26 protein-coding genes are annotated in these 23598 nt (G+C 62.1%); 10 read left to right on the top strand and 16 right to left on the bottom strand.

The window, feature by feature from the left end; all coding sequences use genetic code 11:
- Positions 1 to 420 precede the first annotated feature (420 nt).
- From MOX02_RS12370 to MOX02_RS12360, 3 genes are read right to left on the bottom strand one after another with little or no spacing between them, the layout of a single operon-like run.
- The gene (locus MOX02_RS12370; protein ID WP_147026096.1) at positions 421 to 1740 is read right to left on the bottom strand and encodes a metal ABC transporter permease; all 1320 of its coding nucleotides are present in this window, start codon (positions 1738 to 1740) and stop codon (positions 421 to 423) included.
- Positions 1741 to 1762: 22 nt separating this feature from the next.
- Positions 1763 to 2695 (bottom strand): metal ABC transporter substrate-binding protein, encoded by a 933-nt coding sequence (locus tag MOX02_RS12365; protein WP_147026095.1) that lies wholly within the window; start codon positions 2693 to 2695, stop codon positions 1763 to 1765.
- A 14-nt stretch (positions 2696 to 2709) separates the two neighbouring features.
- On the bottom strand, positions 2710 to 4377 hold the full coding sequence (locus MOX02_RS12360; RefSeq protein ID WP_238179204.1) for an acetamidase/formamidase family protein: 1668 nt from the start codon (positions 4375 to 4377) through the stop codon (positions 2710 to 2712).
- A gap of 345 nt (positions 4378 to 4722) precedes the next feature.
- Between MOX02_RS12360 and MOX02_RS12355 the strand changes: the two genes are divergently transcribed.
- Complete coding sequence (locus tag MOX02_RS12355; RefSeq protein ID WP_147026094.1) at positions 4723 to 4962, top strand: hypothetical protein; 240 nt, start codon at positions 4723 to 4725, stop codon at positions 4960 to 4962.
- 283 nt (positions 4963 to 5245) lie between these two features.
- On the opposite strand, the gene MOX02_RS12350 is transcribed toward MOX02_RS12355, so the two are convergent.
- On the bottom strand, positions 5246 to 6022 hold the full coding sequence (locus MOX02_RS12350; RefSeq protein ID WP_238179202.1) for a GntR family transcriptional regulator: 777 nt from the start codon (positions 6020 to 6022) through the stop codon (positions 5246 to 5248).
- A gap of 117 nt (positions 6023 to 6139) precedes the next feature.
- Here MOX02_RS12350 and MOX02_RS12345 point away from each other — a divergent pair, with 117 nt between their 5' ends.
- From MOX02_RS12345 to MOX02_RS12335, 3 genes are all read left to right on the top strand, one after another.
- Positions 6140 to 6358, top strand: a complete 219-nt coding sequence (locus MOX02_RS12345) for a hypothetical protein (RefSeq protein ID WP_147026092.1) — start codon at positions 6140 to 6142, stop codon at positions 6356 to 6358.
- Between the two features lie 437 nt (positions 6359 to 6795).
- A complete protein-coding gene (locus tag MOX02_RS12340) occupies positions 6796 to 8097 on the top strand; it encodes an OprO/OprP family phosphate-selective porin (RefSeq protein ID WP_147026091.1) in 1302 nt (433 codons plus the stop codon).
- A 42-nt stretch (positions 8098 to 8139) separates the two neighbouring features.
- On the top strand, positions 8140 to 8598 hold the full coding sequence (locus tag MOX02_RS12335) for an MgtC/SapB family protein (protein ID WP_147026090.1): 459 nt from the start codon (positions 8140 to 8142) through the stop codon (positions 8596 to 8598).
- 210 nt (positions 8599 to 8808) lie between these two features.
- Here MOX02_RS12335 and MOX02_RS12330 read toward each other — a convergent pair whose 3' ends face one another.
- Positions 8809 to 9627, bottom strand: coding sequence for a universal stress protein (locus MOX02_RS12330; protein ID WP_147026089.1), 819 nt, complete (start codon positions 9625 to 9627; stop codon positions 8809 to 8811).
- Between the two features lie 249 nt (positions 9628 to 9876).
- Here MOX02_RS12330 and MOX02_RS12325 point away from each other — a divergent pair, with 249 nt between their 5' ends.
- On the top strand, positions 9877 to 10737 hold the full coding sequence (locus tag MOX02_RS12325) for an EcsC family protein (RefSeq protein WP_147026088.1): 861 nt from the start codon (positions 9877 to 9879) through the stop codon (positions 10735 to 10737).
- Between the two features lie 332 nt (positions 10738 to 11069).
- Here the strand turns inward: MOX02_RS12325 and MOX02_RS12320 are convergent, their stop codons facing one another.
- Both MOX02_RS12320 and MOX02_RS12315 read right to left on the bottom strand, forming a co-directional pair.
- Complete coding sequence (locus MOX02_RS12320) at positions 11070 to 11762, bottom strand: recombinase family protein (protein ID WP_147026087.1); 693 nt, start codon at positions 11760 to 11762, stop codon at positions 11070 to 11072.
- A 246-nt stretch (positions 11763 to 12008) separates the two neighbouring features.
- The gene (locus MOX02_RS12315) at positions 12009 to 12272 is read right to left on the bottom strand and encodes a hypothetical protein (RefSeq protein WP_147026086.1); all 264 of its coding nucleotides are present in this window, start codon (positions 12270 to 12272) and stop codon (positions 12009 to 12011) included.
- Between the two features lie 806 nt (positions 12273 to 13078).
- Between MOX02_RS12315 and MOX02_RS12310 the strand changes: the two genes are divergently transcribed.
- The 3 genes from MOX02_RS12310 (at position 13079) to MOX02_RS12295 (ending at position 15916) form a co-directional block, all read left to right on the top strand.
- Complete coding sequence (locus MOX02_RS12310) at positions 13079 to 13351, top strand: hypothetical protein (protein ID WP_147026085.1); 273 nt, start codon at positions 13079 to 13081, stop codon at positions 13349 to 13351.
- Between the two features lie 914 nt (positions 13352 to 14265).
- Positions 14266 to 14928 carry a Crp/Fnr family transcriptional regulator gene (locus MOX02_RS12300; protein WP_238179200.1) on the top strand — a complete coding sequence of 221 codons (663 nt, stop codon included), beginning with the start codon at positions 14266 to 14268 and terminating at the stop codon, positions 14926 to 14928.
- A 241-nt stretch (positions 14929 to 15169) separates the two neighbouring features.
- Complete coding sequence (locus MOX02_RS12295; RefSeq protein ID WP_147026083.1) at positions 15170 to 15916, top strand: Crp/Fnr family transcriptional regulator; 747 nt, start codon at positions 15170 to 15172, stop codon at positions 15914 to 15916.
- An 809-nt stretch (positions 15917 to 16725) separates the two neighbouring features.
- Here the strand turns inward: MOX02_RS12295 and MOX02_RS12285 are convergent.
- Together MOX02_RS12285 and ctrA are read right to left on the bottom strand one after the other, a co-directional pair.
- Positions 16726 to 17133: a hypothetical protein gene (locus MOX02_RS12285; RefSeq protein ID WP_147026082.1), complete on the bottom strand. Its 408-nt coding sequence runs from the start codon at positions 17131 to 17133 to the stop codon at positions 16726 to 16728.
- A gap of 408 nt (positions 17134 to 17541) precedes the next feature.
- Positions 17542 to 18243 carry a response regulator transcription factor CtrA gene (gene ctrA / locus MOX02_RS12280; protein ID WP_147026081.1) on the bottom strand — a complete coding sequence of 234 codons (702 nt, stop codon included), beginning with the start codon at positions 18241 to 18243 and terminating at the stop codon, positions 17542 to 17544.
- Positions 18244 to 18400: 157 nt separating this feature from the next.
- On the opposite strand from ctrA, the gene MOX02_RS12275 reads away from it, so the two are divergent.
- Complete coding sequence (locus MOX02_RS12275; protein ID WP_147026080.1) at positions 18401 to 18619, top strand: hypothetical protein; 219 nt, start codon at positions 18401 to 18403, stop codon at positions 18617 to 18619.
- Positions 18620 to 18976: 357 nt separating this feature from the next.
- A complete protein-coding gene (locus MOX02_RS31195; protein WP_170267841.1) occupies positions 18977 to 19138 on the top strand; it encodes a hypothetical protein in 162 nt (53 codons plus the stop codon).
- 40 nt (positions 19139 to 19178) lie between these two features.
- On the opposite strand, the gene MOX02_RS12270 is transcribed toward MOX02_RS31195, so the two are convergent.
- The 7 genes from MOX02_RS12270 to MOX02_RS12240 form a co-directional block, all read right to left on the bottom strand.
- Positions 19179 to 19625, bottom strand: coding sequence for a hypothetical protein (locus MOX02_RS12270; protein WP_147026079.1), 447 nt, complete (start codon positions 19623 to 19625; stop codon positions 19179 to 19181).
- A 33-nt stretch (positions 19626 to 19658) separates the two neighbouring features.
- Positions 19659 to 20102, bottom strand: a complete 444-nt coding sequence (locus MOX02_RS12265) for a hypothetical protein (RefSeq protein ID WP_147026078.1) — start codon at positions 20100 to 20102, stop codon at positions 19659 to 19661.
- 67 nt (positions 20103 to 20169) lie between these two features.
- Positions 20170 to 20793 (bottom strand): hypothetical protein, encoded by a 624-nt coding sequence (locus MOX02_RS12260; RefSeq protein ID WP_147026077.1) that lies wholly within the window; start codon positions 20791 to 20793, stop codon positions 20170 to 20172.
- A gap of 199 nt (positions 20794 to 20992) precedes the next feature.
- Positions 20993 to 21418, bottom strand: a complete 426-nt coding sequence (locus MOX02_RS12255) for a hypothetical protein (protein WP_147026076.1) — start codon at positions 21416 to 21418, stop codon at positions 20993 to 20995.
- Positions 21408 to 21707 carry a hypothetical protein gene (locus tag MOX02_RS12250; protein WP_147026075.1) on the bottom strand — a complete coding sequence of 100 codons (300 nt, stop codon included), beginning with the start codon at positions 21705 to 21707 and terminating at the stop codon, positions 21408 to 21410. The genes MOX02_RS12255 and MOX02_RS12250 overlap by 11 nt, the downstream gene beginning before the upstream one ends.
- A gap of 263 nt (positions 21708 to 21970) precedes the next feature.
- The gene (locus MOX02_RS32665; protein ID WP_147026074.1) at positions 21971 to 22174 is read right to left on the bottom strand and encodes a helix-turn-helix transcriptional regulator; all 204 of its coding nucleotides are present in this window, start codon (positions 22172 to 22174) and stop codon (positions 21971 to 21973) included.
- A 141-nt stretch (positions 22175 to 22315) separates the two neighbouring features.
- Complete coding sequence (locus MOX02_RS12240) at positions 22316 to 23530, bottom strand: tyrosine-type recombinase/integrase (RefSeq protein ID WP_147026073.1); 1215 nt, start codon at positions 23528 to 23530, stop codon at positions 22316 to 22318.
- Positions 23531 to 23598: the final 68 nt, after the last annotated feature.

The following is a 23598-nucleotide window of genomic DNA, read 5'->3' as shown; positions in this document are numbered from 1 at the left end:
CTGGCTGGAGCGTGCCAGCCCGTTGCGTGCGGCGCCCGTCTCCGCACGAGACCCCGTGGCCAATGCTGCCGCCCCCAGAGCGGCCGCGGACGAGAAGAGGAGGGTTCGTCTCGAAGCCGTCAACCTCAAGTGGCTCCAGTCTTCCGCACTGCTCATGACTGGACTCCTCCGCGTCTTGCAATTGTTATAGGCGTTTATATTGCGGCGCAGCAGCAAGGCCGAAGCATCGGACGGTTCGGCGCCTCAATCAAGTCTCAAAGCATAACGAAACGGCCGCCCTATCAAGTGATGCGACCATCGCGCAGGTCGACTGCAGGTCCGCCGGGGACGCCCGCTGCGGGAACCAGAGCGACCAGCGTCCTTCCGCCTGCCGCCCGGCGGACGGCCGGCGGCGCCGGATCATGCCGGCACGCCGTGCGGTCATCGGTTCCATCCCGATCGGACTGCTCGGACGCCCATCCTTCGGGTGCGGAAAAGCAGAAGGAGTCCCAGGACGCACAAAGCGGTCATGGGGATGCCCACGATCCATCGTTCCCGCGACCGGGCCAAGCCACGCAGATGGTCCTGCACGAAGCGTTCGCCCCGACCCATCTCGTTGAACGTCTGCTGGAATGAGGAGATACGCCGCAGTTCTTCCTCGCGCAGAACATCGCCGCGCCAACGCGCATTGCGTTCCATTCCGACCAGACGCTCGACTTCGGCACGATGGCCCCGCTCCGTCTCGGCAGCCTCACGGTACACGCGCCGCTCACCCTCGGAGAGGAACCGTTCCGGCCCTGTCCCAAGCCTATTCTCAACAAGCGCGAGCAGAGGCTGGTCGGCCATAGGTTGGGCCATCAGCCACACGCCCTGAGCTCCCACGACGGCCAAGAGCGCCGTTGCAACTGACACGGCGGCACGTCGGCCGTTCCGACGCCGGGCCTCAGGGGCAGCGAAGAAGAGCGCTCGAGCGCCAGCGGCGACCAGCAGAACCGAAGCGAAGGCGACGACCATGGTCGCTCCGGTCGGCGCGTCCAGTGCGACGGAGGCAGCAAAGCCCAGAACGCTGGCTGCGATCCCGGTGCCCCAGCCGACGCCAAGCGCAACGCTGATCCGCGCGGAGAACAGAGAGCCAATCACAGCCGGAATGATCAGGAACGAGAAGACGAGCAGCACACCAGCGACTGCGACCGAGCTCGTCACCACGAGTCCGAAGGTGGCGTAGAATAGGAAATCCCAGAGTGCGGTGAAACTCTGGCGCCGCTGCAGGCCATCCTCTTCTGTCGCAAGGAAGTGCCGGCGGCACAGCGCATGCACTGCGCCGACCGCCGCGTAGATGAGCGCGAGCTTGAGGAGATCGGAGGCGTTCACCGTCAGGATGTCGCCGACCAACATACGCTTGACGTGCTCGGCACCTTGCGGCGACCGGTCAACCACCAGGACCGCCGCGGCGGTGGCGACGACGTAGAGGATACCGATCACCGCCTCCTGCCCCACCTGCGCGGAGACGCGCCGGGTGACCGTCAGGAGTGCCGCCCCGAGGAGCGTCAGGGCGAAAGCGTAGCCGAAGCCGGCGGCACCGCCCGGCGCATGCCCGACTGCAACGGCGATCGTACCGCCGAGCGCCGACAACTGCGCCAACGCGAGGTCCGCGAACACCACCTTCCGGCGCAGCACCTGGAGTCCGAGCCAGGTGTGGATGCCTACAAACAGACACGCGGCCAGAAACGGCGTGAGAAGAAGCGCGACGAGGTCCGACATGGATGCTTCGGCTTCCTGCGGATCAACGGGGCTGGGCTAGGGCTTCTGCGAGGCGATCGACATTGTAGTCGAACAGCGACAGGTAGTCCGTGGCCTCCGGAACGGCACCGACCGAGGGAGCGAGTACGACGACACGTGCACCGGTGCGCTCCGCGAGGTAGCGCGAGGCTTCCGCTGGCTCGAAGGGCTCATGCAGGATGGCACGCACACCGCTCACTCGCATGCGCCCGGCCAAGCCAGAAAGGCGTGCGGGACTTGGAGCGATGCCCTCCTTCGGCTCGATCAGATCCACGATGTTGAGCCGAAAGCGGCGCGCGAAATAGGGCCAGCCGTTGTGGTAGGCGACGACAGCCTCGCCTCGGAATGGCTCGAGCTTTGCCGTCCAGCGGGTCAGCCGTTGCTTCAGGTCCACAGCAAAGCGCTTCTGCGCGCTGGCGATGGCGTCCTGCCCCGCCGGCGCGATGCGCACGAGCGCCTCGGCAATGCGGGCCGACATCGCCTCCGCATTTGCCGGATCGAGCCAGTAGTGCGGGTTGGCCGCACCATGGGCGTGGCCGGAGCGAGCCTCGACGCTGCGACCCTGGACTTCCAGCAGCGCGATGTCGGTCGAAAGATCGAGGATCTGTTCATTCCTCACCTGACCTGTGTCGCCGGCCTGCCGGATGAGCTTGTCCAGCCACTCGTCGAACCCAAGCCCGACCCGAACGAGGAGTGCCGCCTTGCGGATCATCGCCACATGGCCAGGTCGCGGTGCGAAGGTCTCCGCATCGGCGCCAGGCTGCACGAGGGTCTCGACCCGTACCGCCCCGCCCGACACCGCCTCCGCGATGCTCTTGAGGTCTGGCGTGGTGACGACCACAAGCGGTGCGACCTCCGCTCGTGCAGCAGCGAATGGCCCGGCCAGAACGAAGCCGAGCGCGGCAAGTGCCGCCGCGCTCCATCGCGTCCATCTCATCCCCTCCTCCTGGCCTACTTCGTCCAGAGGTTCTTGGGCACCATGCAGTGGACAGCCTTGTCGCCCTCGCGGTGGGGCGCGATCCGGCAATCCATCGTCATGCTGAGAAGCCCGTAGGCATCGAGCCGCGAGAGCCCCTTCTTCTCGACGATGGTGTTGATCATCGCCATCGAGGCGCCATCCATTGCCTTGCCGAGGCGTGCGTCCCGAGCGACGGTGACGAAGGCCTCGTCCGTGTCCTGCGTCGGCAACGGGGCCGGCCGTGGTGCATCCGCGGCCTTCGAAATCATGCAGTAGGTGCCTTTGACGATGTTGACGACCTCCGAGATCGGGCAGTTCCAGCCGTCGAGCATGGCCTGCTCTGCCCGCTCGGAGGGCACATTACGCTGCTCGATCAGGAACTTGGTGGTCTCAGCCTTGAGGAGGTCGAGCGCCTTGTCCAGATCTTCATCGTAGCCGACCGTGATCCAGTCTGTCTGGGTTTCGATGCGTGGCCACTCGAGCCGCTGTCCTTTGAGCACTTCGATCGTGAGGTTCAGCTCCTTGTAGGCGGTCTCGAGCGCAGTCAGGTTGACTTCGCCGTTGCCCTGGACGGCATGGGAATCTCCTGACCAGAGAAGCGCACCCTTGACGAAGACGGGTACGTAGAGGCTCGCCCCTTCACTGAGTTCTCGGATGTCGAGATTGCCGGCGAACCGTCCTGGCGGCACGGAGGAGTAGCGGCCCGGCTCGGCCCGGGCGACCGCGACTGTGCCGGGGAAGGGTTTCAGTGGAATGGTGATTCCCGGAGCGAACTCGGTCTGCATCTTTTCGAGATCGAGATAGAAGAACTTGATCTGCCCTTCTGGGAACTCCTTCGGGAACTGGCCGAACAGACCAGGTATGTTGAAGTTCATGCCATAGGCGCGTGGCACGATCTTGTTGATGCGAACCCGGAGGACGTCGCCCGGTTCTGCCCCTTCGACGTAGACCGGCCCAGTCAACGAGTGCGGCCCGCGACCGGGATAGTCGGTGCGGGTCTTCTTCACCTGCTCAATCGTGATGCCGGGTACGAGCTGGTTGTGCGAGTGCATCATGGTTTCCATGACGACCGTGTCGCCGGAACGGATGCGCAGCACCGGCTGCTCGGCGTTGTCGAACCAGCCCCACTGGGTCGTGGCAGGCGTCGCGGAGAGCAGGTAGGTCGTCGGGCTGCCCTCCCTGCTGGCCGCCTTCATGCCGGACTGTTCCAGAGGCCCGTAGACGAAAGGCAGAAAGGTTTTGGAATTCTTAGGATCGGCCTGCGGCGGCGCGGTTGGTTGCGGCGGACGTAACGTCTGTCCCTCCGTTGCGTCCTTCGACGCACCGGGAGAGCGTTCCTGATCCTTCGTCTCGCGCGCATCCTGCCGGGTCTGCGGCGTAGTTTGGCCAGCCGGCGCCGCGCCTTCCGCGGGCGCGGGTGGTGCTGTGGTTGGAGAGGGCTGCCTGGGCGCAGTCGGCTGCGGGATCTTCAGGCTCTGCCCCTCGGAGGCATCCTGCCCCGCTCCTGCACCGCCACGCTCAAGCTCCTTCGTCTCGCGAGCGTCCTGCCGTGTTTGTGGCGTGGGCTGGCCAGAAGGGGTGCCCTGCGCTGCCGCACTGCCCGCGAAGGCGAGACTGATGCCTACGCCCGCTACGGCGGCGAGCGATTTCGATTTTGACATTCGGAGCCTCCCATTTCCTTGGATTTGGACGAATCAAGCTTTCACGAGGAGCGTCGCCGATTATTTCTCGCCGCCTTAGCGTAATCTAGCGCGCGCATTCGTCAACAATTCTGAAATGGCCACGCTTCGTATTCTGAAAATCGGCGTTAAATCTTTAGGAGTATTGCCTCTATAAGCTCGCGGGCAAGATCGTTGCTCCCGCTCCCAAATCGCATGGTCCGGAGGCGCATTGCCGCTCCATGTGAGCGCTACGTTGGTTGTCGTCGGAAGCTGCAACTACGTGGCAGTCCCGCTCCTCCATGCTGTTCGCCGGCACCTAAGCTGCTTCAGGTACAAGGCACCTCGGTGATGCTGATGAAGCGTGGCTTCGACCTGCGGGAAAGCAGATCCTTGAGGAGGCAAGCCCCTGCCGGAGCCGATGCGAGCCAAGCACAATTCGGTCTCGGTGTGATCACCGCATGCTGGTTGAACACTCCGCAGATCGCGCCGAACGACCTGGAGGATTTTCGGGATGCCACTACGCTTCTGTCGCTTGGCCGATCAAAGCCGCGCTCGTTCAAGGTCAGAAGCAAGAAGGTGCCCTGAACTCGGCTAGGGTCGCGCTGATCTTATTGGCAGATAGCCGCGCGAATTAGACCCAGTAGTGATGACGACTGAAGGTTGTCATCATGGCGGTCAAGCCAAGACCAAGGCGCCTGCCTCTTGGCGACACGAGCGCCGAGCCCGGCAATTTAGCGTCCATCACGTTCCTCCCATGAACGGGTTTGGTGCCCATTCCCTGAGACTGCATGCCGACCTCTAACGTGTCGCTGACATGTCAGAATAAAACTACACGATTCCCCTACTGTCGCAAGCTGCATTTTGAATCTTAGCGCAGACTCTCGAGCGTGCGCCTCGTGTACCACTCGACATAGTCGAGGAGCGCGTCAGAGGCCCGCCTGGCTGCAGGCTCGTCGTTCTGCGCAACTGCCAGAGCGATCTTCGCATGAAGCTCGCAGACCCGCTGCAGATCACCGAACCGTTGAAAGTGCAGATACCAGAAGCGCCGCGTCTGCGCCTCGATCGGGCCGATTGCGTGTGCCGCGTAGTTGTTCTGCGCGGTCGCCACGATCAGCCCGTTGAACTGCCGATCGGTCGCGATGAAAAGCTTCCCGTCGTCTTTAGCGGCAGCCTCTTCGAAGTCGGAAGCGAGGCGGCGGAACTCGTCGCATGTCTGCGGGTCGGCAAGGCGAGCAGCACGCCCAGCGAGGATTTTCTCGATCTCTCGACGCACCTCGATCATCTTGAGCTGATCGACTAAGTCGATGTCCGAAACGATCACACCCGCCCGCGGAACAACTCGCACAGTCCCCTCAAGCGCCAGCCTTTGCAGCGCCTCGCGGATGGGTGTCCGCCCGATATTCAACTGCCGGTTCAAGGACTTTTCGGAAATGATGCTGCCGGGCGGGATCTGCAACGTGACAATCATCTCTTCGATGATCCGATACGCCAATTGAGACTGCGTCTCGGACGGAGGTGCCAACTCCGCTTTGGATCGCTCGCTATTGTAGGAGGCACCGATCCGTTGCTCCCCGTCCGGCACGCGTTGCTCCACCTCGTTTGCTCCCAGCTCGTGACGGCCTGCTGCAGCTTCGAAGCCCGTCACGTATGGCGCTTCATGGAGCCCGACTCGCGGGTAAGCCGACTGCGCCATTCTCCTCTACCCCGTGGCATTGATCCAGTTCTGGTGGTCGTCCGTATTCCGCTGAAGCAATAGGCCGTTATGCACAACGTGGCTCCGGCAGCCTATGACAAGGTCGAAGCGGAGCAGATGGCTGCTGTCGCAGCGGTGACGCAGGCTATGTGGTCGCTGGCGACGGTGACGCTGCCCCAAGCTCCCGGCACGGCGCAACTGTCGGCGCTGAACTCGGCACATGCCGCGCCTCAGGCTGCCAAACACTCGGGCATGTCCAAGCTGGCCCGTTCGTGCCCGCCGCAGTGAGCCGCGATCATCCGGACCTGCGTGGCTAAGGCGAGCGACGGTGCTGACCCCGCCGCTACTACGAGGTCTGCTTCTTCCTCTAAAGCGGACCACCGAAGCGGCAAGATGGAAGGTCCGGAAGGGGGCACACCGAGGCTTTCACCTGAGCTGCGCAGAATGTCCGATCACCGGCAGATAGAACTCCAAAGCGGGCGGGCTGCTTACGGCCAAAGCCTGCCGGCCGTATGGCGCCCATTCCGGCTGTTCAGTTGACTCGGAAGGTTTCTCGATAGCAGCCATGTGTCGATCGCTTGTTCCTAACGCCGCCAATGTGCAGCGCGTGTCACCCATAAGCTGCAGCGGCCGAGGAACAGCCGTCGCGTACAGCCGGGGACAGTGACTTCGGAGGTGCGGACGGAGATGGTCGTTGCCACGAGTTCCCACGGCTAAAATCCGCGATGAAGCACCGTTTTCTTAGTCATTTTCGGCGCTTAGCCGCCGCTACTAGCTATGCTGTTGCGGTTGTGAGCCTTGCCGCTCCAAGCCTTGCCGCCGACGCCGGAGCCGCGCCTTCCCTGCCGCGCTTTGTTCAGATGGATCCTGGCATCCCCGGCGTCAGCCTCAACGAGCGGGGCATCACGGTTAAGTCGGCCGACGATGCGGTGAAGTTCCGGATCGGAGGCCGCCTGCACCTCGATCCCGCCTTCGGTGGCACCAGCCCGCGGATCGCCGACGGATTCGGCTCCAACATCGAGGTTCGGCGCGCCTGGATCGAGACCTACCTGACGATCAACAACGCGATCGAACTTGCCTTCCAGTACGACGTCAACAACGACCGAACGCCAATCCAGGACGCAGCCATCGGGTATCGCGGCATCGACGGGCTGGTCGTCTCGCTCGGCAACTTCAAGGAGCCGTTCAGCCTCCAGCAGCTGATCAGCGACAACAACACCACCTTCGTGGAGCGCGCGCTGCCCGACGCACTCGTGCCGGCCCGCAACACAGGCTTTGCCGTGGGTGGCTATGGCGAGCGCTGGACACTGACGGGCGGCGTGTTCGGCGGCAACATAAACACCGGTGTTGAGCTCGGCGGCGTTGCCGGGACGGTGCGCGCCACGTACGCTCCAATCCTTAGCGAGACGGAGGTGCTACATCTCGGCATCGCCGGCAGCTTCCGCTCCTATGACCAGAACGACCACAGCCCTTCCTTTTCGTCAAAGCCAGAGGCGTTCGTCTTCCAAACCAGCCTGATTAACACCCGCGCCATCCGGAACGCGGCCGATCTGACCCGCCTCGGCCTTGAGGCAGCCTATCAGAACGGCCCCTTCCGCCTGCAGGGTGAGTACATCCGAGCGGAGGTCGGACGCGACGGTCTGCTGCCGGGCACCAGCTTCGAGGGTGGCTACGTTGAGGGCGCGTGGATCATCAATGGCAAGGGCCGGCGTTACCAACTCAAGACCGATTACGGGGCCGATCTCGCGATCTTCAAAGGCGTCCAGGTGGATGAGGATCAGCGGGTGAGCCGCGGCGGCATCGGCGTCTTCGAGCTTGCCACCCGCTTCAGCTTTCTCGATCTCAAGGACGGCGCGATCGACGGCGGTGTCGAACGCAACTGGACGGCCGGCGTGAACTGGTATCCTGACAAGAACATCCGTCTGATGGCCAACTACATCCACGCCGACGCCGATGGCTCTCCCGCGGTGAATAGCCGGGACATCGACGCTGACATCGCCGAGTTCCGGCTGCAGTTCTACTGGTAGTCCCACGCGCCATGGACACGATGAACCGGATTGAGGCCTGAGATGCTGCCCGATGCGACAGCGTTGCCCTTGTCTGAGATCCTGCTGCGGCTGGGCGCGGCGACGCTGTGTGGGCTCCTGCTGGGATTTGAGCGCGAGTTGCGCGGCAAGGACGCGGGCCTCAAGACCCACTCGCTTGTCAGTCTCAGCTCGGCCCTGATCACGGCATCGGCCTTGAGCATGTATGCGGATGTGCGGGCGCACGGCGGTGATGCAGACCCGCTTCGTGTGATCCAGGGTTTGGCGCAGGCCATCGGTTTCATCGCGGCCGGCACGATCTTTGTAGCTCAGCGCGACGTGAAGAACCTGACCACGGCAGCCAGCATCTGGCTCGCAGCATCGGCTGGCATCGTGGCAGGAGCGGCTCAGTTCAAGCTTCTCGCGGTGGCGATGGGCTTTGCCTTTGCAGTTCTGATCCTGCTCAAGATCTTGGAGCGGTACGGCTTGTCGAAGCGAGATTGAAGCCTGGCTGCATGTTCGTGAAGCAACCTCGGCGGGAAGCGATCCTGAAGACGATCGCGCACGGCGCGAAACCCATCCACCAAGACCTCTGCGCTCCAGAGCCGACCGATCATCACAAGCGGCCAAGTTCCGGTTGGCGTACCCTTCAGAGCATCTCCAGCTCAACCAGCCACCGGTCAGCTCACGAATTGGCCCTTGGTCTCATGCGCCTCAGTGGCTCATTAGGCAGCAGACCGAGGCGCTCTCCAGAAGCTGCCGCGTCACGCTGCCGAAGATCATCTCCCGCATGCGGGAATGGCCGTAGGCGCCTGCCACGATCAGGTCCGCTTGCTTCTCGCCGGCCAAGGTGAGGATCACGGCAGCGACGCCCGCAGACGATGCTTGCCTGAGAAGCGGAACGCAGTTCAGGCCGTGCAGCTTGAGGTGATCCGCGACATCGCGCGCTTCCTCCAGCCCAGTCTCTTCTCCGACCGAGAGGATAAAGACCTCGGCAGCCATTTTGAGAAACGGAAGACTGTCGGAGATCGCACGCCGAGCCTCGCGCGTGTCCTTCCAGGCAACGATGATCCGTTGCGCCGAGACGTGATCGACATCCGGCGGCGCCACGAGCACCGGCCGACCAACGTTCAGGATCAACTCGCCCGGTTCGACGTAGGAGCACCAGTCCTCGACCCCGTCCTGATGATACCGGGTGATCACGACGATGTCGGCGGTGCGAGCCTGCCGCATCAGGAACGCCATCGGGTTCATGCGCGCCGACCGCCACTCCGCATGATTATGCGGCTCGGTGGCGCGATGGAAGAGTTCCTCGACCTTTGCCATGTCCTCGGCCATGCAGGCATAGGCGAGTTCGACGGATTGCGGGTTGATGTAGGCACCCCGGCCATAGAGCCGCGTCGGCAGCGGCTCGCGGGCTGCGACACCGATCAAACGTGAGCCGAACCGTTCCGCCAACTCGACAGCCAACTTCAGGCGCCTTGCAGAATAGGCACCTAAATCCAGAGGAACCATCACGCTCGCGAAAGCCATGGCAGACCTCGATGCGCTCAGAATGCTCCTGAACAGGAGTGCTCTATCGATCGCAGGCGAGGTAAACCTTACATCAATTCGAAGCTACTCGCGAGGCAGACGCAGTCTCTTACGCTCGCTCGCCTTGCTCGGCTCGTCCTCTGAGTAGCCTGGCTATGCTGCGCATCCGCACTCGGCAAGCCAGCAGTCCCACCACGGTGATAAGCCCCTCCAGCTGGAACTCGCCCTTGCCGCAGACGTAAACGCCCCATGAGCGAAGCGGCACTTCAGACCCTTGTACCAGCCGATGCCCAGACGGGCACATCTGTCCTGTCCAGCGACGAGCACGAGGCCCTGAGGTTAGCTGTTATCACGCTTGAGAGCCCCAGCCTGGTGGCTCGCCTCTCGAACTTCGCGGGCCGGCCCGTTGAGTTGATCGGGCACGTGCTCCCTCGTGCCGCCTCAAAGATCATCACACGCGCCAGCCGCGCGGCCCTCAGTTCCGCCCTGCGTCTTGCCCTGACAACCCTGCCCAGCGTTCCTGCCACGCGGGGTCGTCTCATCCACAAGGCCCTTGCTGCTACATCCGGTGCGCTGGGCGGCGCAGTGGGCATCGTGAGCCTGCCGCTCGAGTTGCCGATCGCCACGGCTCTTATTCTCCGCTCCATCGCCGAGATCGCACAGGCCGAAGGAGAGGATCTCGCCAGCCCGGACGTGGCCCTTGCCTGCGTGCAGGTGTTTGCTCTTGGGGGTGGGCGGTCTGAGAGCGACAACCCTGCCGAGAGTAGCTACTTTGCTGTCCGAGCGGCGTTGGCGCAGTCTATGTCCGAAGCGGCCCATTTTGTCGCCGAGCAGGGCTTTGTCGGACAGGGCGCGCCTGTTCTCATTCGGCTTGCGGCTGAGATCGCCTCGCGCTTTGGGGTGGTGGTCTCACAGAAGATCGCCGCGCAAGCGCTTCCTCTGGTTGGGGCGCTTGGCGGGGCTGTGGTGAACACGGCCTTTATGGATCACTATCAAGACATCGCTCATGCTCACTTCACCGTTCGGCGCCTCGAGCGCACCTACGGTCAGGAGGCGGTGCGATCCGCCTACGAGCGGATCCGGATCAGCGAACTCGGTCAGGCGTCCTGATCGTTTCGACAGGTTTCAGCTCGCAGGCGCAGTAGGATTAGGAGCGCTTGCCAGGACGAGGGCTGCAGCCGCAGTGAAGAGCGTAGCTGCGCGTGGAGCCCGGACGCGGGGAGCGTCTGCGGCACGCATTCCGGCGTGCAGCACCAGGTTGTTAGGCGGCAGCAAATGTGAAGCCGGCAACACCTTGAGCGCCGACAGGGGTCGAGCGACGACGTCCGCTTCGCCCATCGACCCGCGGTAAAGCAGCCGGGCCGCAATCGGCCAAAGTCCGACGTGGCTGCCTGCTCGAACCAATGTTTCATGTGGTCAGCAGCAGTTCCCGAAGAGTAATGCTAAGCAGATAGCTTGGTCTCGAGCATCGCCAGCACACGGCGCACCGCCGTAGCCGTCCAAGCAGTGCCTCGGGCCGTCCTGATGTTGCGCCGGTCCAGTCCGGCCGCCAGTTCGCGCAGAGATATAGCTCCTTCAGTACGCAATTCGGCGATGTCTCGGGCCAGATCGTCGGCCCGGCGCTGCGCCTTGGTGGATCGGATCGACGCCGAGACTGCGGCTGCCTTAGCTGCCTCCGCCGGAAGATGATGGGTCGGACCACCGAGCTTGACGCCGCGCTCCTTCGCTGCCGCCAGCGCGGCCTTGGTGCGCGTTGAGATCATCTTGCGCTCGGCCTGAGCCACCACGGCCATGATGCCCACCACCATCTCGTTGGCCTCGGGCATGTCGGCCGCGACGAAGCGCACGCCAGCCCGCTGGAGCCCGAGCAGGAAGTGAGCATCGCGGCTTAGCCGGTCCAGCTTTGCGATCACCAGGGTGGCGTTGTGGAGACGGCAGAGACGCAGGGCCTCGGCGAGCTTGGGTCGGTCGGCACGCTTGCCACTTTCCACCTCCACCACCTCGGTCACCAAGGACCAGGCTCCACCGTTCAGGAAGTCGGTGACTGCCTTGCGCTGTGCCTCTAACCCGAGACCGCTGTCACCCTGGCGCTTGGTCGACACGCGCAGGTAGCTGACGAACCGCCCCTCGACCATGATGCTGCGCCCTGTGTCATTTACCGGTACGACCGTACTGGCTGATGACACAATCCATGGCAGGACACGGCTCAGCGCGTCAACGAAACAATTCCAGCATCACGCTAATAAAACACTTGACGCGCATCTGTAATAGGATGGGCGGGTCTTATTTCTCTAGAATTAATGCTGTTTAATGATCACTATGTGCCATTTATTCTCCCGGAAATTTTGACTATTACTTGAATGATAACGAGACGGCGTCGGTCATCGCACTTCCAGCTGCGCCATCAGGATGACCTTGTTCAAGGCCGCCTTTTTGAGCGTGAGGCTCGCATCAGGATCTCGCAGCGTCTTACCGACGAAGGCGTGCGTCCGAAGGAACCGGGTTAGGTTCAGCGTATGGGCCGCGCCCACGGGCACGAGCCGGCTAGAAGGCGTAGCTATGATCGCATCTGAAACCGCATCCACATCACCTTGAGAGAGGAGCCCCTGCCGTAGCAGCACGTTGATGGTCCGGTCTGTCGCCATAACGGCGAAGCTAGGGCGTGGCTTTGGAGCGTGGAGGGCCGACTGCGGCTGGCTGGGGCCAATTCGTCGTCCACGCTCAAGCGGCAGGCTTCGGTGACGGGCGCGGCTTCGGAACCTCGACGGTAACGAGCTGTCCGGTGAGCGGATTGAGGATGACCATGACGCCTCCTGAACTCGTGTGGTCCGCGAGTTCATGGGGCTAAACCGGCGAGACTACGGCAGTTTCCCGCTCGTGTGCGGATGTGGTTAGCAAGCCGCTAACCACGTAGCGGAACCAAGCGTCAGGCGCGACTCGGCTCTTGGGAGGCAGCGGGCAGGGGCAACAGGTCATGCCGCAAAGGGCATCGGCACAGTCTTGGCAGCAAGCCAAAGGCTGCCAATCTCTCAGATGGTTCGAGGCTCCCGCGTCGCTCGGCAGCATCGCCGGCTGCGGCGTGGCGTTCTGATGGAGGGATCGATGGCGCACCTGATGCAGTCAGTCCGCTCGTACTACGACCATCTTTGCTGGCGGATCGCAGCATCTGCCGCGAGGCACGAAGCCGAGGCAGAGCGCCTGCGAGCAGAACTCGCCAAGCAGGCCGGAGCAGGAAGCGGGAGCGACCGCCAGTTCGTGGGGTAAGCCTCAAACTGGACCGTTCGGTTGCGGGGCAGCTTCTGCGTTGGCCGCCGCTGGTTATCCCCTAGGCTGGCGGCCGAACTCCACCCGCTGCCCTGGCGCAGTGGATGGGATCTATTCCGGGCGCCACAGGGGCCGTGAGTTGAGCCCTGGCATCCTTGAAACCGCTTGAGCATTCTGGTTTGCGAGAATGACGCTGATCCCCGGCAACAGGGGGCGGCTGGGAAGCGCGGAACGGATCATGGAAGGATCGACACGCAGGTATGAGACTGCTCTTGAGACCGCCGAGCGGCAGGTGGCCGAGGCAGAGCAGCGTCGAGCGCGGCAGATCAAGCTGATTGCCGGGCTTGAAGAAGGCGGAGAGGTGCAGGCGCAAGCCCGCCAGGTTCTCGCCGAGATTGACCGGACGCTGGCGATGGCGCTCAGCTATCGGTCGTTCCTCCGCAGCCTTGAGGAGTTATGAGGGAGCATGGTGCCCGCTCCGGAGCCGAGGCGGTTCGATGCGCGCATCAAGGCCCAGACCATGATCTGGCCCGGGGGGCCGAGCCCGTAGTTCGTCGAAGCTAAAAGGGCAAAAGGAAGAGCCCCGGCGCGTGGCCGGGGCAGCAGCGGAGAGGCCGCCTTAGCGGGCCGAGGTCGCAGCGACCTCAGCAACGACGCGCGGGGTCGCTGGGGCACGCGCGGTCAGGGACGGCGTGGTCGTCAGCTCCGACGCCGGACGCACGGCGGCCGTAGCGCGGGCCTGCTCGCGATAGAGTGTCGGGGTGACGTTGATGCGGTCACCTGCCATTGCGGTGCCGGCCAGGGTGACGGATGCGAGAGTAGCCAGAACGAGAGCGCGAGTGGTGCGCATGGGAGGTCTCCAGGTTCAGGGTGGCCGTCTGCGAAGGCGACCGACGAGAGATTGAACCACGGATTTTGTGCGATGCGGCCTGCTGATTTTGCATTGCACCATAATGCGCATTCGCGTGTCCGGAGAACGTATATTGCGTCCGCCTGAGCGCAGATCTTCTTGCAATATCAGTCTGAGATATGCACCCAGCGCGTATGAAATTAGATTTTTACCCGAGCTAATTTTTATTTGAAGACCCGATAAATTGTCAGCAGGTGCTTCTAGTTTGGAGGCGCCCAGCGGGTCGGTTCGAACCCGCTTAGAGCTAGTTCGGCTGGAGCATCCCCAAACTGGGTTGTTCCATTGGGTTCTCAGACCTATTTCTGTCGCGCGTTCCAGAAGCCTGAAACCACTCACCTGTAACGGCTTTGGAATGTTCCAGTAGGGCAGGTCCTATTGGAACGCTGACGCACTGGACCGCAACGGTTCAGAGCAACCTGTGTTAATCCTATGCGCTGATCCAGCGTCCCGCTGGGGAGGCGGAGATGCCCAACCCGTTCATCCGCAAGCTCGAACGCCGCTTCCAGCTCTCGGAGGCGGATCGGCAGGCCCTGATCCAAGCCAGCACCAAGGTGCGCCATGTGCCAGCAGGCGAGGACCTGATCTCCGAGGGAGACGTGCCAGATCACGTCTTCCTGATCCAGCGGGGCTTCGCCTGCCGCTACAAGATCCTGCCGAACGGCTCCCGCTCCATCGTGGCCTACCTGGTCCCCGGCGACATGTGCGACTTGCACGTCGCCATCCTCGGCCAGATGGACCACTCGATCGGCACGCTCTCGCCCTGCGACGTGGTCGCCATCCCACGCGAGACGGTCGAGGACCTCACCACCAACTTCCCAACCCTCAACCGCGCCTTCTGGTGGGCGCCCCTGGTTGACGAGGCGACCTTGCGGGAATGGCTGGTCAACATGGGCCGCCGTCCGGCGGATCTGCAGGTCGCTCACATCCTCTGCGAGGTGCTGGTCCGCCTGCAGGCGGTCGGGCTGGCGACGGAGAACAGCTACGATCTGCCCATCACGCAGGTGGACCTGAGCGACACGGCGGGGCTGTCGAACGTGCACGTCAACCGCGTGCTGCAAGAGCTTCGTGGGCAGGGCCTGATCGTGACGAAGGGCAGGCACATGACCATCCCGGAGTCGAGCGCCTGAAGGCTTCGCGGAGTTCAACCCGAACTACCTGCACCTTGAGCCCAAGCAGCAGGACCATGGCAGGCCGACCATCGGTGCACGCCCCCCTGCTCTATCCAACTGAGATCTGCAGCGATCAACCTGTGTGAAGGCAGCCGTTTCACATGGGTCCAAGGTAGGTCCCATCATCAGCGGTTCCGACACAGGTGCTGATGGCCGGGAGAGTCGCGCGCTTCCACCTGCAACGCAAGGTGGAGCTGCGATGCCGTCGTCTCCTGACACCCACTCCCTTGAGATGCTCGTCCGCCGCCTGGAGAGCATCGCCACGCTCTCCGACGAGGAGCGGCAGGCCATCCTGAGCTTGCCAGCGAGAACGCGCGTTCTGAAAGCCGGCCACGACATCGTGCGCGAGGGAGACAAGCCCTCACATTGCTGCCTCATCCTCAGCGGCTGGGCCTATCGCTACAAGCTGATCGATCAGGGCCGACGCCAAATATTCTCGTTCCACATCCCCGGCGACATCCCGGACCTGCAGAGCCTGCACATCCACACCATGGATCACAGCGCGGCGACGCTGACGGAGAGCACGCTCGCCTTCCTGCCGCATGAGAACCTGCTCGACCTCACCACCCGCTTTCCCAGCCTCGCGGCCATCCTCTGGCGCGAGACGCTGATCGATGCGGCGATCTTCCGCGAGTGGATGGTCGGCATGGGCCGGCGCACAGCCTTCGAGCGGATCGCGCACCTGTTCTGCGAGCTGTACCTGAAGCTGCAGGCGGTCGGGCTGGCTCAGAGCTATCGCTGCGCGTTGCCGATCACGCAGATCGACCTTGGCGATGCGTTGGGCCTGACGAACGTGCACGTCAACCGCGTGCTCAAGGAGATGCGCGAGCAGGGTCTGATCACGCTGCGCGGCGGCACGCTGGTCATCGAGAGCTGGGATGAACTGATCGGCGCCTGCGGATTTGATCCCACGTACCTGCATCTGGAGAAGCGAGCGGCTGCATGACCCTGAGACTGCAGCCTGTTCGTGTCAGGACTGGCAGCGCCAACGCCGAGAGCCAGCTCGTCTTCGAGGATGGCTCCTCGTCGCGGTCCTCACCCATCTCTCGGACGAGTACGGCGACGACGCGGGCATGTGGTTCTTGGAGGCGGGGTTCGGGCCGGTCGATCATCCGCACGCCCCCAAGTTCATGGATCTCGATGAGGCTCAAGACTGGATCACACGCAAGCTGGCCGGGTTCGCCCAGCATGGCAGGGCCGGCGGCGCTCCATAACGCCCAGCCCGCGAATGGCGGCTGTGAACTCCGGCTCAGCGATACGCTCCATCAGGCCGGCTTGCGGTGCTCCCAGTGGCAACGCTAACGCGCCAGCTGCCGTTATAAGCACCGGCTTTGTGAACAGGAGTGGGGCGCCCACTCGGGGGTGGCGAGAAACACCGAGAGCCGGCGGCCCCATGATCTGCGGGGCGTGGCCGGCGCCTATTTCGGTGCGCTCGCGACCGTGGACGGACTCACCTCCGAGGCGCATTTCAGGGGCATACGCGCGGCTCTCCTCTCACACATGTCGCGAGTATAGGAACCGCCCGCGCGCGCCGTAGCGGGTGGTTCTTCTATGTCTCTACTAACGCACCCTCCGCGGCCCATGCGAGAGCTTCCGGAGACTGTCCGGAGGGCCGTTTTCCCGTACCATAAAGCGACTTTTGCGAAGGAGAGCGGGCCGATTACACGAACGCCGCGCGGTCTCCTACACACTCGGGCCGAGTAGGATGATGCTGGTGCGGAGTAAGCACTCCGCGCCGCTGATCACACCGACGGCTCACTGATGAGATTTGCTCACTCTCCCTGCAGCGCCGAGGGCCTCAAATGAACAGACTTCATTCCGAAGCCTCTCGATAGCTTCTCGGGTTTTTTCAAACTCTTCGGTTTTCATATTATATAAATCAACGAGCAATCGGCGGGCATCTTCGTCATTGCTGCGAGATATTTTTATAATCCTCTTACGAAATGCTTCATCATCTCGATTTTTCTGAGCTGCCGACTCCAGTATTTTACTATTTATGCCGTCGCAGCTATTCATCCATTCGAATGCGCTCAATCGTTCATCAACAAAATTGTCTCCATGTATCAGCAACGAGCCAACAACCGCAGGGACACCGATTAGTATGGCTAGCTTAGGATCTGCAAGCCGAAGCCAATTTCCGGCAAAAGTGGGAAAATGAAGCACGGCCGACCTCGATAAGCTGGCTCTTTGTGTACCGATCTCAACCTAAAAGGTCTAGCGGCCAGTAAATGCTGAGCCGTGCGCAGGAGAGCAGCTGCCTGGGCCGATGGCTGCATCGCATAACGTGCCTTATGCGAATTCCTCAGCCTCGCGCCCACGGCAAAGCCCAAAAAGGAACCCCGCGACCGGGCGGAGGCGGGGCTCAACGATCTTAATGCTGTGCGCGGCACCCCTCTTGTTCGAGGGTCCCGCCAGCCGCTCTAGAAACAGCCAACGGGACCGGCCCACCGATCCTGAGGGGTATGGGGTACGGCAAGCGACGCTACGGTGCGGCGGTATGGTTAATGGGCCGTTAATCGGTGGACGCCCACAGGCGGCGGCACAGGCCCGCCGGCCCGAGCGGCATCCCATTCAGCCGGCTAGCGCCTGCATCTCAGCCACGCCATCGCGCAGGATATAGCCGCGGCCCCAGAGCGTCTCGATGTAGTTCTTGCCCTGGCTGGCGTTGGCGAGCTTCTTGCGCAGCTTGCAGATGAAGACGTCGATGATCTTCAGCTCGGGCTCGTCCATGCCGCCGTAGAGGTGGTTGAGGAACATCTCCTTCGTCAGGGTCGTGCCCTTCCGGAGCGAGAGGAGTTCCAGCATCTGGTACTCCTTGCCGGTGAGGTGCACCCGCGAGCCGGAGACCTCGACGGTCTTCTGGTCGAGGTTGACGATGAGGTCGCCCGTCGTGATCACCGACTGGGCGTGGCCCTTCGAGCGGCGCACGATGGCGTGGATGCGGGCGACGAGCTCGTCCTTGTGGAAGGGCTTGGTCAGGTAGTCGTCGGCGCCGAAGCCGAGGCCCTTCACCTTGTCCTCGATGCCGGCCATGCCGGACAGAATCAGGATCGGGGTCTTCACCTTCGCGACGCGAAGGGAGCGGAGCACCTCGTAGCCCGACATGTCGGGCAGGTTCAGGTCGAGGAGGATGATGTCGTAATCGTAGAGCTTGCCGAGATCGACGCCCTCCTCACCGAGGTCGGTGGTGTAGGTGTTGAAGTTCTCGGACTTGAGCATCAGCTCGATGCTGGCCGAGACCGAGGCATCATCTTCGACAAGCAACACGCGCATCACGGCACCTCGGCGAGGCGCTCATCATACTCTGTCAAGCATACTGGACTGTTAACGGCCACGAGGGTGGCTCTCGGCCGAGCTCGGAGCCGCAGCGGCCTGCACGCCGCACTGAGTTCGTTGAGGAGCCTTATCGTGGTGCGCTGATCGTCATGTAGTGTTCCGCACCGGCCAGAGCTCGCATCTTGATCGCCCGCACCCGGTGATGCCGAACGTGCTGGAGCATCTCCTGAGCGGTTTCTGGTCGGCCTTCCTGCCGGTGGCGAGCGGCGCCAGCTGCCAGCTCGCTTGCGATCGCCTCAGCGATGCAGGCAGCGGCTATGCGGTTGGGCGGCTTTCGGCTCATGGCAACCTCGCGCGTCAGCGACCGCCATGATCGTCTGCCTGATCCTCTAACGACTCGTTAACCATACCCTCTGCATAGGTGCTGTCCGACGACCGGCGAGAGGAAGGGGCGACCGCGGATGTACCGGCGCCCCTTCTTCGAGTTGGAGCCACTCAGGCCTGAGCGACGGTGGCTGGGCAGGGTGGCCTATGGACGTTCTTGAACTCCTCGCCCTCTCAGCGGCTGCCATGGGCTCGCTGTTCAGCATCGGCATGCTGATGGTGTTGTTCTGAGCGGTGCTGCGCTGAGCCTGTCAGGCTCTATCCACCGGCATCTTGGATCGTACCGGAGCTGTGGCTGGCCGTCGGCGTTGTCAATGCAAGGCGCTGGTAGCCCGGAGCAAACGCCATGCAGAAGATCCGAGTACAGACAGCGCGCAACGGCACGCATGCCGTCACCCATGGCAAGGAAATCGTCGTCGCCGGCCTCAGTCCTGATGACGCACAGAACTACGCGGCGTTTCTCCGGGCAGCAGAGCGGATTCGCCAGACACAGCGGCTACCGCGGTAGAGTGGCCCTGAATGTCCGCGACGTCGTTTCCGGCTTAGGATCAGAGCGCAGCAAAGAGGTCGAGCTGTGCCGAGTGCACCCGCTTCCGGCCACCAGGTGGCGTTGGTAGGCTCTCGAAGACCGGCAGCGGCACGTTCGGCTTGCCGTATAGGACCGCGCCGACGACCCGGCTCCCATCACCACGGTGAAAGAGATTGAGGCTGTGCAGCCCTGACCGCAGGATCTCCTGCACCAGCGGCTCGCCTCCAGGCAGCGCTGAGACCGCCTTCAGCAGGCAGGGCAGGCCAGCGGCCTGAACCCCGAGGACGCGAAACTCGAAGGCCTGCGCGCCCCAGATATGCCCCACGGCCGCGGCGCTCGTGTCGGCAAATGGGTTGGCGCTGAACTCAGTCGCGGCTTCGAGGATAAAGGCCGCGATGAGCTGGCGATCGGCGATGTGCTCGGCGCTCAGGACAGAGGCGGCGAGATGACTTTTCGGGACTGACAACCTCGCCCAACTCCCATGCTGCCGACCTAACAGCTAGGCTTGCACAGGAGCGTGGTCGAGGTCGAGGCTGTCGAGGTACGCGCGCCAGCCGGATACCGTGAACACCACACCGTTCTGCACCGGCCCCTCGCGCTCGGCCAAGCGGCGGGCCCATGCAAGATCGGTCGGCATATGGATGCTGACGAGGTAATCGAGCCAGCAAGCACGGTAATCGAACGGCTGCGCGTGTCGAGCGGCGATCCAAGCGAGCACGTGGCTGACCAGATAATAGCGCGGTCGGCCTGATGCGGGCCGGAACCAAGAGGTGGGCAGCTCGGCCGGGCCGATGCCCCGGCACCGCCATGTCGCGAAGTTCCCTCTGTCGATCCGGAGCGCGGCCACGAGCGTGGTGGTGCTGATGACGCTCCAAGGCGGCTGGCCTCCGAAGTCTGCAGCGGAGGCCGATGGAAGGGACGCCAGGGACGTGGCTGGCCGCATGATAGTAGCACCTGCAGCTCTCGTAGACTTGCGTTCGGTGAGCATGTGGCAGGCCCTCAGCATGCCTTCAGTCCAGATCAGGGTTTGCATCATCCCAGAGGACGTACTCGCGCCAGATCGCATCGGTGATCGAGCCAGATGGGAGTTCGCACTCTGACTCCGCCGTTGCGAAATTAGCCCACGTCGCAGGACGAATGCGCTGAAGGATCTCCATCACCTCAGCAGCAGACACTGCCTCGAAAACGATGCCTTTCACCTCTGCTGCACGCTTGCGAATTTCAAATGGTGAGACGTCGAGTTCTAACGTGTGATGAGGATTTACGCAGCGCTCATCTAAGCATCTGCTAAGACGGGGCACCTCATCATAGCCAATGCATTTGAGCTCGGCGTAGACATGGCGAACAGCTGATACCGCATATCCCTTTTCAGGAATGCGGATAGTTGGCATGCCCCGCTCTTGCTGAAAGCAACCTGCGATGTTTCGACGACCTTCATAATCTTCCGGAATGCGGTACGCCTTGTATCTTCGACGCGGTGCCGTGAAGCTGCCCGTCCATAGCCAGCAGGCTGCGCACTCGTCGCGGTGCGCGCCTACAAATTGCATGCTGATCTTCTTCTTTGTCCGTTCAGGAAGATCCGAGAACGGCCGAAAAGTGCGAGCACCGCCTTGAAAAAATGTAGTGGGGGGCATCACCCATTCGCTCCCTATATATTATCCTATCATCCTGAGGATGTTCCGCTTTCCTGATGGTCTGTTTAGGAAATACCCCCCACTACAATTTCCCTTTTGCAGAGCATTCGAGAAAAGGAAAAAGATAATCCCCAAAATTACTTAGCCGCTAGCGGCACCCAACCCCCGGCCAGGTCGGCCGAGGGTTGAGAACTCCCGGTCAGTAAGCCTCACGTCGGTACTCAGCCCATCGTTGACCGTTGTGATACAGTTCTGAATGCAGTTCGCCTATTCGCAGAAGCAGTGCGCGCATCTCCTCATCCGTATCGCCGCCGCCCTCAGGGATATTGTTCAGAGAAAAAGTGAGGAAGTGAATTGATACATAGTCAAAATATCCAACACTTCCGTTGCCCATAACTGTGGGCCATCTTGTGATTGGTGTCAGTCCTTTGTAATAATCCATGTAATTTACGACTAAACGTGCAATAAAAAATATTTTGTGGTCGTATTTTTTATCACATTTGTAGTCTGGATCACGGTATATATATCGAAGCACTCGTTTTGCGAGACAGTATTGCTCAAGCTCAATCTGAGGGCGGGGCCACTTTCCTATAAAATGGCGATAATTCTTCATTTCAGCTTTCATGACGCTTCTCTCCCTTTATGAGTTGCTCAAGCTCAGTCGCAGGAATTAGCACCTTGCCGCCGATCTTTGCGCGTTGGAGGTGCTTATCAATGAAAGTGAGAGACCAGCCGGTCCGGGATCGGACCTCGCGGCGGGACAGATAATCGCCTACGTTCTTCACAGCTACCTTCCAATTTTGCGCTTCTTGCGCTTTTCGAGAGATGTTGCTCTGTGCCTTTACATGCAAACGTGTGTTCATAACTGTTAGGATCTCGCATTTCATCTTCAATCTTCTTTTGAGATCCGGCACCCTTCGCTCCGGCATCTCGTGGTGCCGCGAGGCGTAGGCATCTATCCTGCTGGTAGCGAAAATTCGGAGCACTGCACGGGCTCTCGAGCACCTACTCTGCTCGCGGGAGACGGATGAAGCGCATAGCTTGAGACGTATCGCTGCTTAGCAGCGCGCTCTGAAGCTGACGTCTGCAGCCAAACTGCAAGTGTCTGGTATTGGCGGAGTGTGCTGCTCCGACGCGTGCGCTGGTTTCGGGGCGCACGCGCCGAGGCTACGCAGCCCTAGAAGGTTGCGCCCTCTCGGCTCGTGAGCCACTCGTCAAGATCAGTTCTGCGGATGCCAATACGTCGTTCGCTCAGCTGAAGGATGCGCGGTCCGCGGCCCGCACGGATCAGCCGGCGCATCGTGCTGACGGACAGGCCGCACTCCTGGCACGCGGTGCTGAAGCGGAGGACGCCTCTTGCGGCGACGGTTGGCGTATTCATGGAAGCAGTCCAGTTCAGGGGGACTGGGGATCGGCCGGCGCATGACGCTCGGCCTCCGTCCGACCAAGCCCCCCAGCAGGAGCAATGGCCTGAATTAGAACTTGAACTGAAACTTCGACCTTCGTAGTCGGTCACGGAGCGTCAGGCAAGATCGGAAGTTCGACGCGTGAGTGGTTGCGGCTGAGGCTTGGTCAGGGCGAGCACGTGGGCTGCCCACCGTTCCAAGGCTTCGCGCTTCTCATCCCGGTAGATTGCGCGGTTGTAGATGCCGGCGACGCCGGCCTTGCTACCAGAAATGTGGTTCAAGATTGCTTCGACTACGTGCGGTTGAACCTTCAGCCGGTCTGCGATCGACGTTGCCACAGTTCTGCGTAGGTCGTGAAGTCGCCACGGCGGCATCACCAAGCCTGTGGCAGCGATCCGTTTATCCAATCGCTCCTTGGAGTTCGACCAGCCGCTAAAGCCGCCTACACCCTCCCCAAACACTAGGTCTCGTCCCTCAATCCGAGGCTGTCCGGCTAGGATCTCCAGTGCGGGCCGCGACAGCGGCACCTCATGCGTAAGGCCGTTCTTCGTGCGCGCCGCCGGGATGGTCCAAAGGGCGCTCCGTAGATCCAACTCGCTTTCGACCATCGAGCCAACTTCGTCGCGTCTCTGACCGGTCAGCAGAAGGAGTTGGACGATCCTGCTGTAGGCATCGTCACGGCAGGCATGCCAAACCGCCCGCACCTCGGTCTCGGACAGGACGCGATCACGCGATTTCTCTTCGGCTGGCTTATTCGTGCCGATGACAGGGTTGCTTTCCGCGATCCCCTCCCCGATCGCCCATGAGAACATAGCTGATAGGGCCGATCGGGCGCGCGTGGCTTTAATCCGATGGCCGCCAGACGCCATCGCAGTGAGCAGTGCGGCCACATTCGCGCGCGTGACGCCGTTTACCGGTAGATGCGCTAGCGGCTGCCAATGCTGCTTGAGATGACGTTCGACCTGCTCGAAGGATCGCGGCTTCAGTCGATGCTCGGCATGCTTAAGATAGGCGTCGGCTACGGCACCAACTGTGACAGCTGACTGCGCCCTCGCAGTCTTCTTCTCTTTGTACGGATCATTGCCTGTCGCAGCCCCAACCAGAAGCTCGCGAGCCCGGCGGCGGGCCTCGTCCAGCGTAAGGGTGCCCACCTTCCCAATTACGATCCGGCGGGTTCGCCCGTCCTGGCCCCGATACTGAATCAGGAAGTTCCGCGAACCACCCTTGTTGAGCTTCACGCCAAAGCCCTTGAGCGTGTCGTCCCAGGCGTACTGCTCGCTTTTGTCAGCCGCGAGGGTGAGGCTGTCGATCGCCGCTTTCGTGAACCGCATGGGGCTTGTCCAGGAAGCAGACAGGAAGCAGATTTGCGAAATTTCCTGCCACCTTTTGAGCGCTCGTG

The sequence above is a fragment of the Methylobacterium oxalidis genome (genome assembly GCF_007992195.1).
In the GTDB taxonomy this organism is placed as follows: domain Bacteria; phylum Pseudomonadota; class Alphaproteobacteria; order Rhizobiales; family Beijerinckiaceae; genus Methylobacterium; species Methylobacterium oxalidis.
The sequence above is the reverse complement of the archived record's forward strand: the minus strand, read 5'-3'. Positions and strand labels throughout refer to the sequence as shown.

Coding starts and splice junctions, on each gene's coding strand:
- MOX02_RS12310 (WP_147026085.1), top strand. CDS start 13,079: ATGACGCTGATCCCCGGCAACAGGGGGCGGCTGGGAAGCGCGGAACGG.
- MOX02_RS12315 (WP_147026086.1), bottom strand. CDS start 12,272: ATGGCGACAGACCGGACCATCAACGTGCTGCTACGGCAGGGGCTCCTC.
- MOX02_RS12320 (WP_147026087.1), bottom strand. CDS start 11,762: ATGGTCGAGGGGCGGTTCGTCAGCTACCTGCGCGTGTCGACCAAGCGC.
- MOX02_RS12300 (WP_238179200.1), top strand. CDS start 14,266: ATGCCCAACCCGTTCATCCGCAAGCTCGAACGCCGCTTCCAGCTCTCG.
- MOX02_RS12340 (WP_147026091.1), top strand. CDS start 6,796: ATGAAGCACCGTTTTCTTAGTCATTTTCGGCGCTTAGCCGCCGCTACT.
- MOX02_RS12345 (WP_147026092.1), top strand. CDS start 6,140: ATGCACAACGTGGCTCCGGCAGCCTATGACAAGGTCGAAGCGGAGCAG.
- MOX02_RS32665 (WP_147026074.1), bottom strand. CDS start 22,174: ATGAATACGCCAACCGTCGCCGCAAGAGGCGTCCTCCGCTTCAGCACC.
- MOX02_RS31195 (WP_170267841.1), top strand. CDS start 18,977: ATGCAGAAGATCCGAGTACAGACAGCGCGCAACGGCACGCATGCCGTC.
- MOX02_RS12255 (WP_147026076.1), bottom strand. CDS start 21,418: ATGAAAGCTGAAATGAAGAATTATCGCCATTTTATAGGAAAGTGGCCC.
- MOX02_RS12325 (WP_147026088.1), top strand. CDS start 9,877: ATGAGCGAAGCGGCACTTCAGACCCTTGTACCAGCCGATGCCCAGACG.
- MOX02_RS12260 (WP_147026077.1), bottom strand. CDS start 20,793: ATGCCCCCCACTACATTTTTTCAAGGCGGTGCTCGCACTTTTCGGCCG.
- MOX02_RS12370 (WP_147026096.1), bottom strand. CDS start 1,740: ATGTCGGACCTCGTCGCGCTTCTTCTCACGCCGTTTCTGGCCGCGTGT.
- MOX02_RS12265 (WP_147026078.1), bottom strand. CDS start 20,102: ATGCGGCCAGCCACGTCCCTGGCGTCCCTTCCATCGGCCTCCGCTGCA.
- MOX02_RS12365 (WP_147026095.1), bottom strand. CDS start 2,695: ATGAGATGGACGCGATGGAGCGCGGCGGCACTTGCCGCGCTCGGCTTC.
- MOX02_RS12295 (WP_147026083.1), top strand. CDS start 15,170: ATGCCGTCGTCTCCTGACACCCACTCCCTTGAGATGCTCGTCCGCCGC.
- MOX02_RS12360 (WP_238179204.1), bottom strand. CDS start 4,377: ATGTCAAAATCGAAATCGCTCGCCGCCGTAGCGGGCGTAGGCATCAGT.
- MOX02_RS12240 (WP_147026073.1), bottom strand. CDS start 23,530: ATGCGGTTCACGAAAGCGGCGATCGACAGCCTCACCCTCGCGGCTGAC.
- ctrA (WP_147026081.1), bottom strand. CDS start 18,243: ATGCGCGTGTTGCTTGTCGAAGATGATGCCTCGGTCTCGGCCAGCATC.
- MOX02_RS12335 (WP_147026090.1), top strand. CDS start 8,140: ATGCTGCCCGATGCGACAGCGTTGCCCTTGTCTGAGATCCTGCTGCGG.
- MOX02_RS12330 (WP_147026089.1), bottom strand. CDS start 9,627: ATGGCTTTCGCGAGCGTGATGGTTCCTCTGGATTTAGGTGCCTATTCT.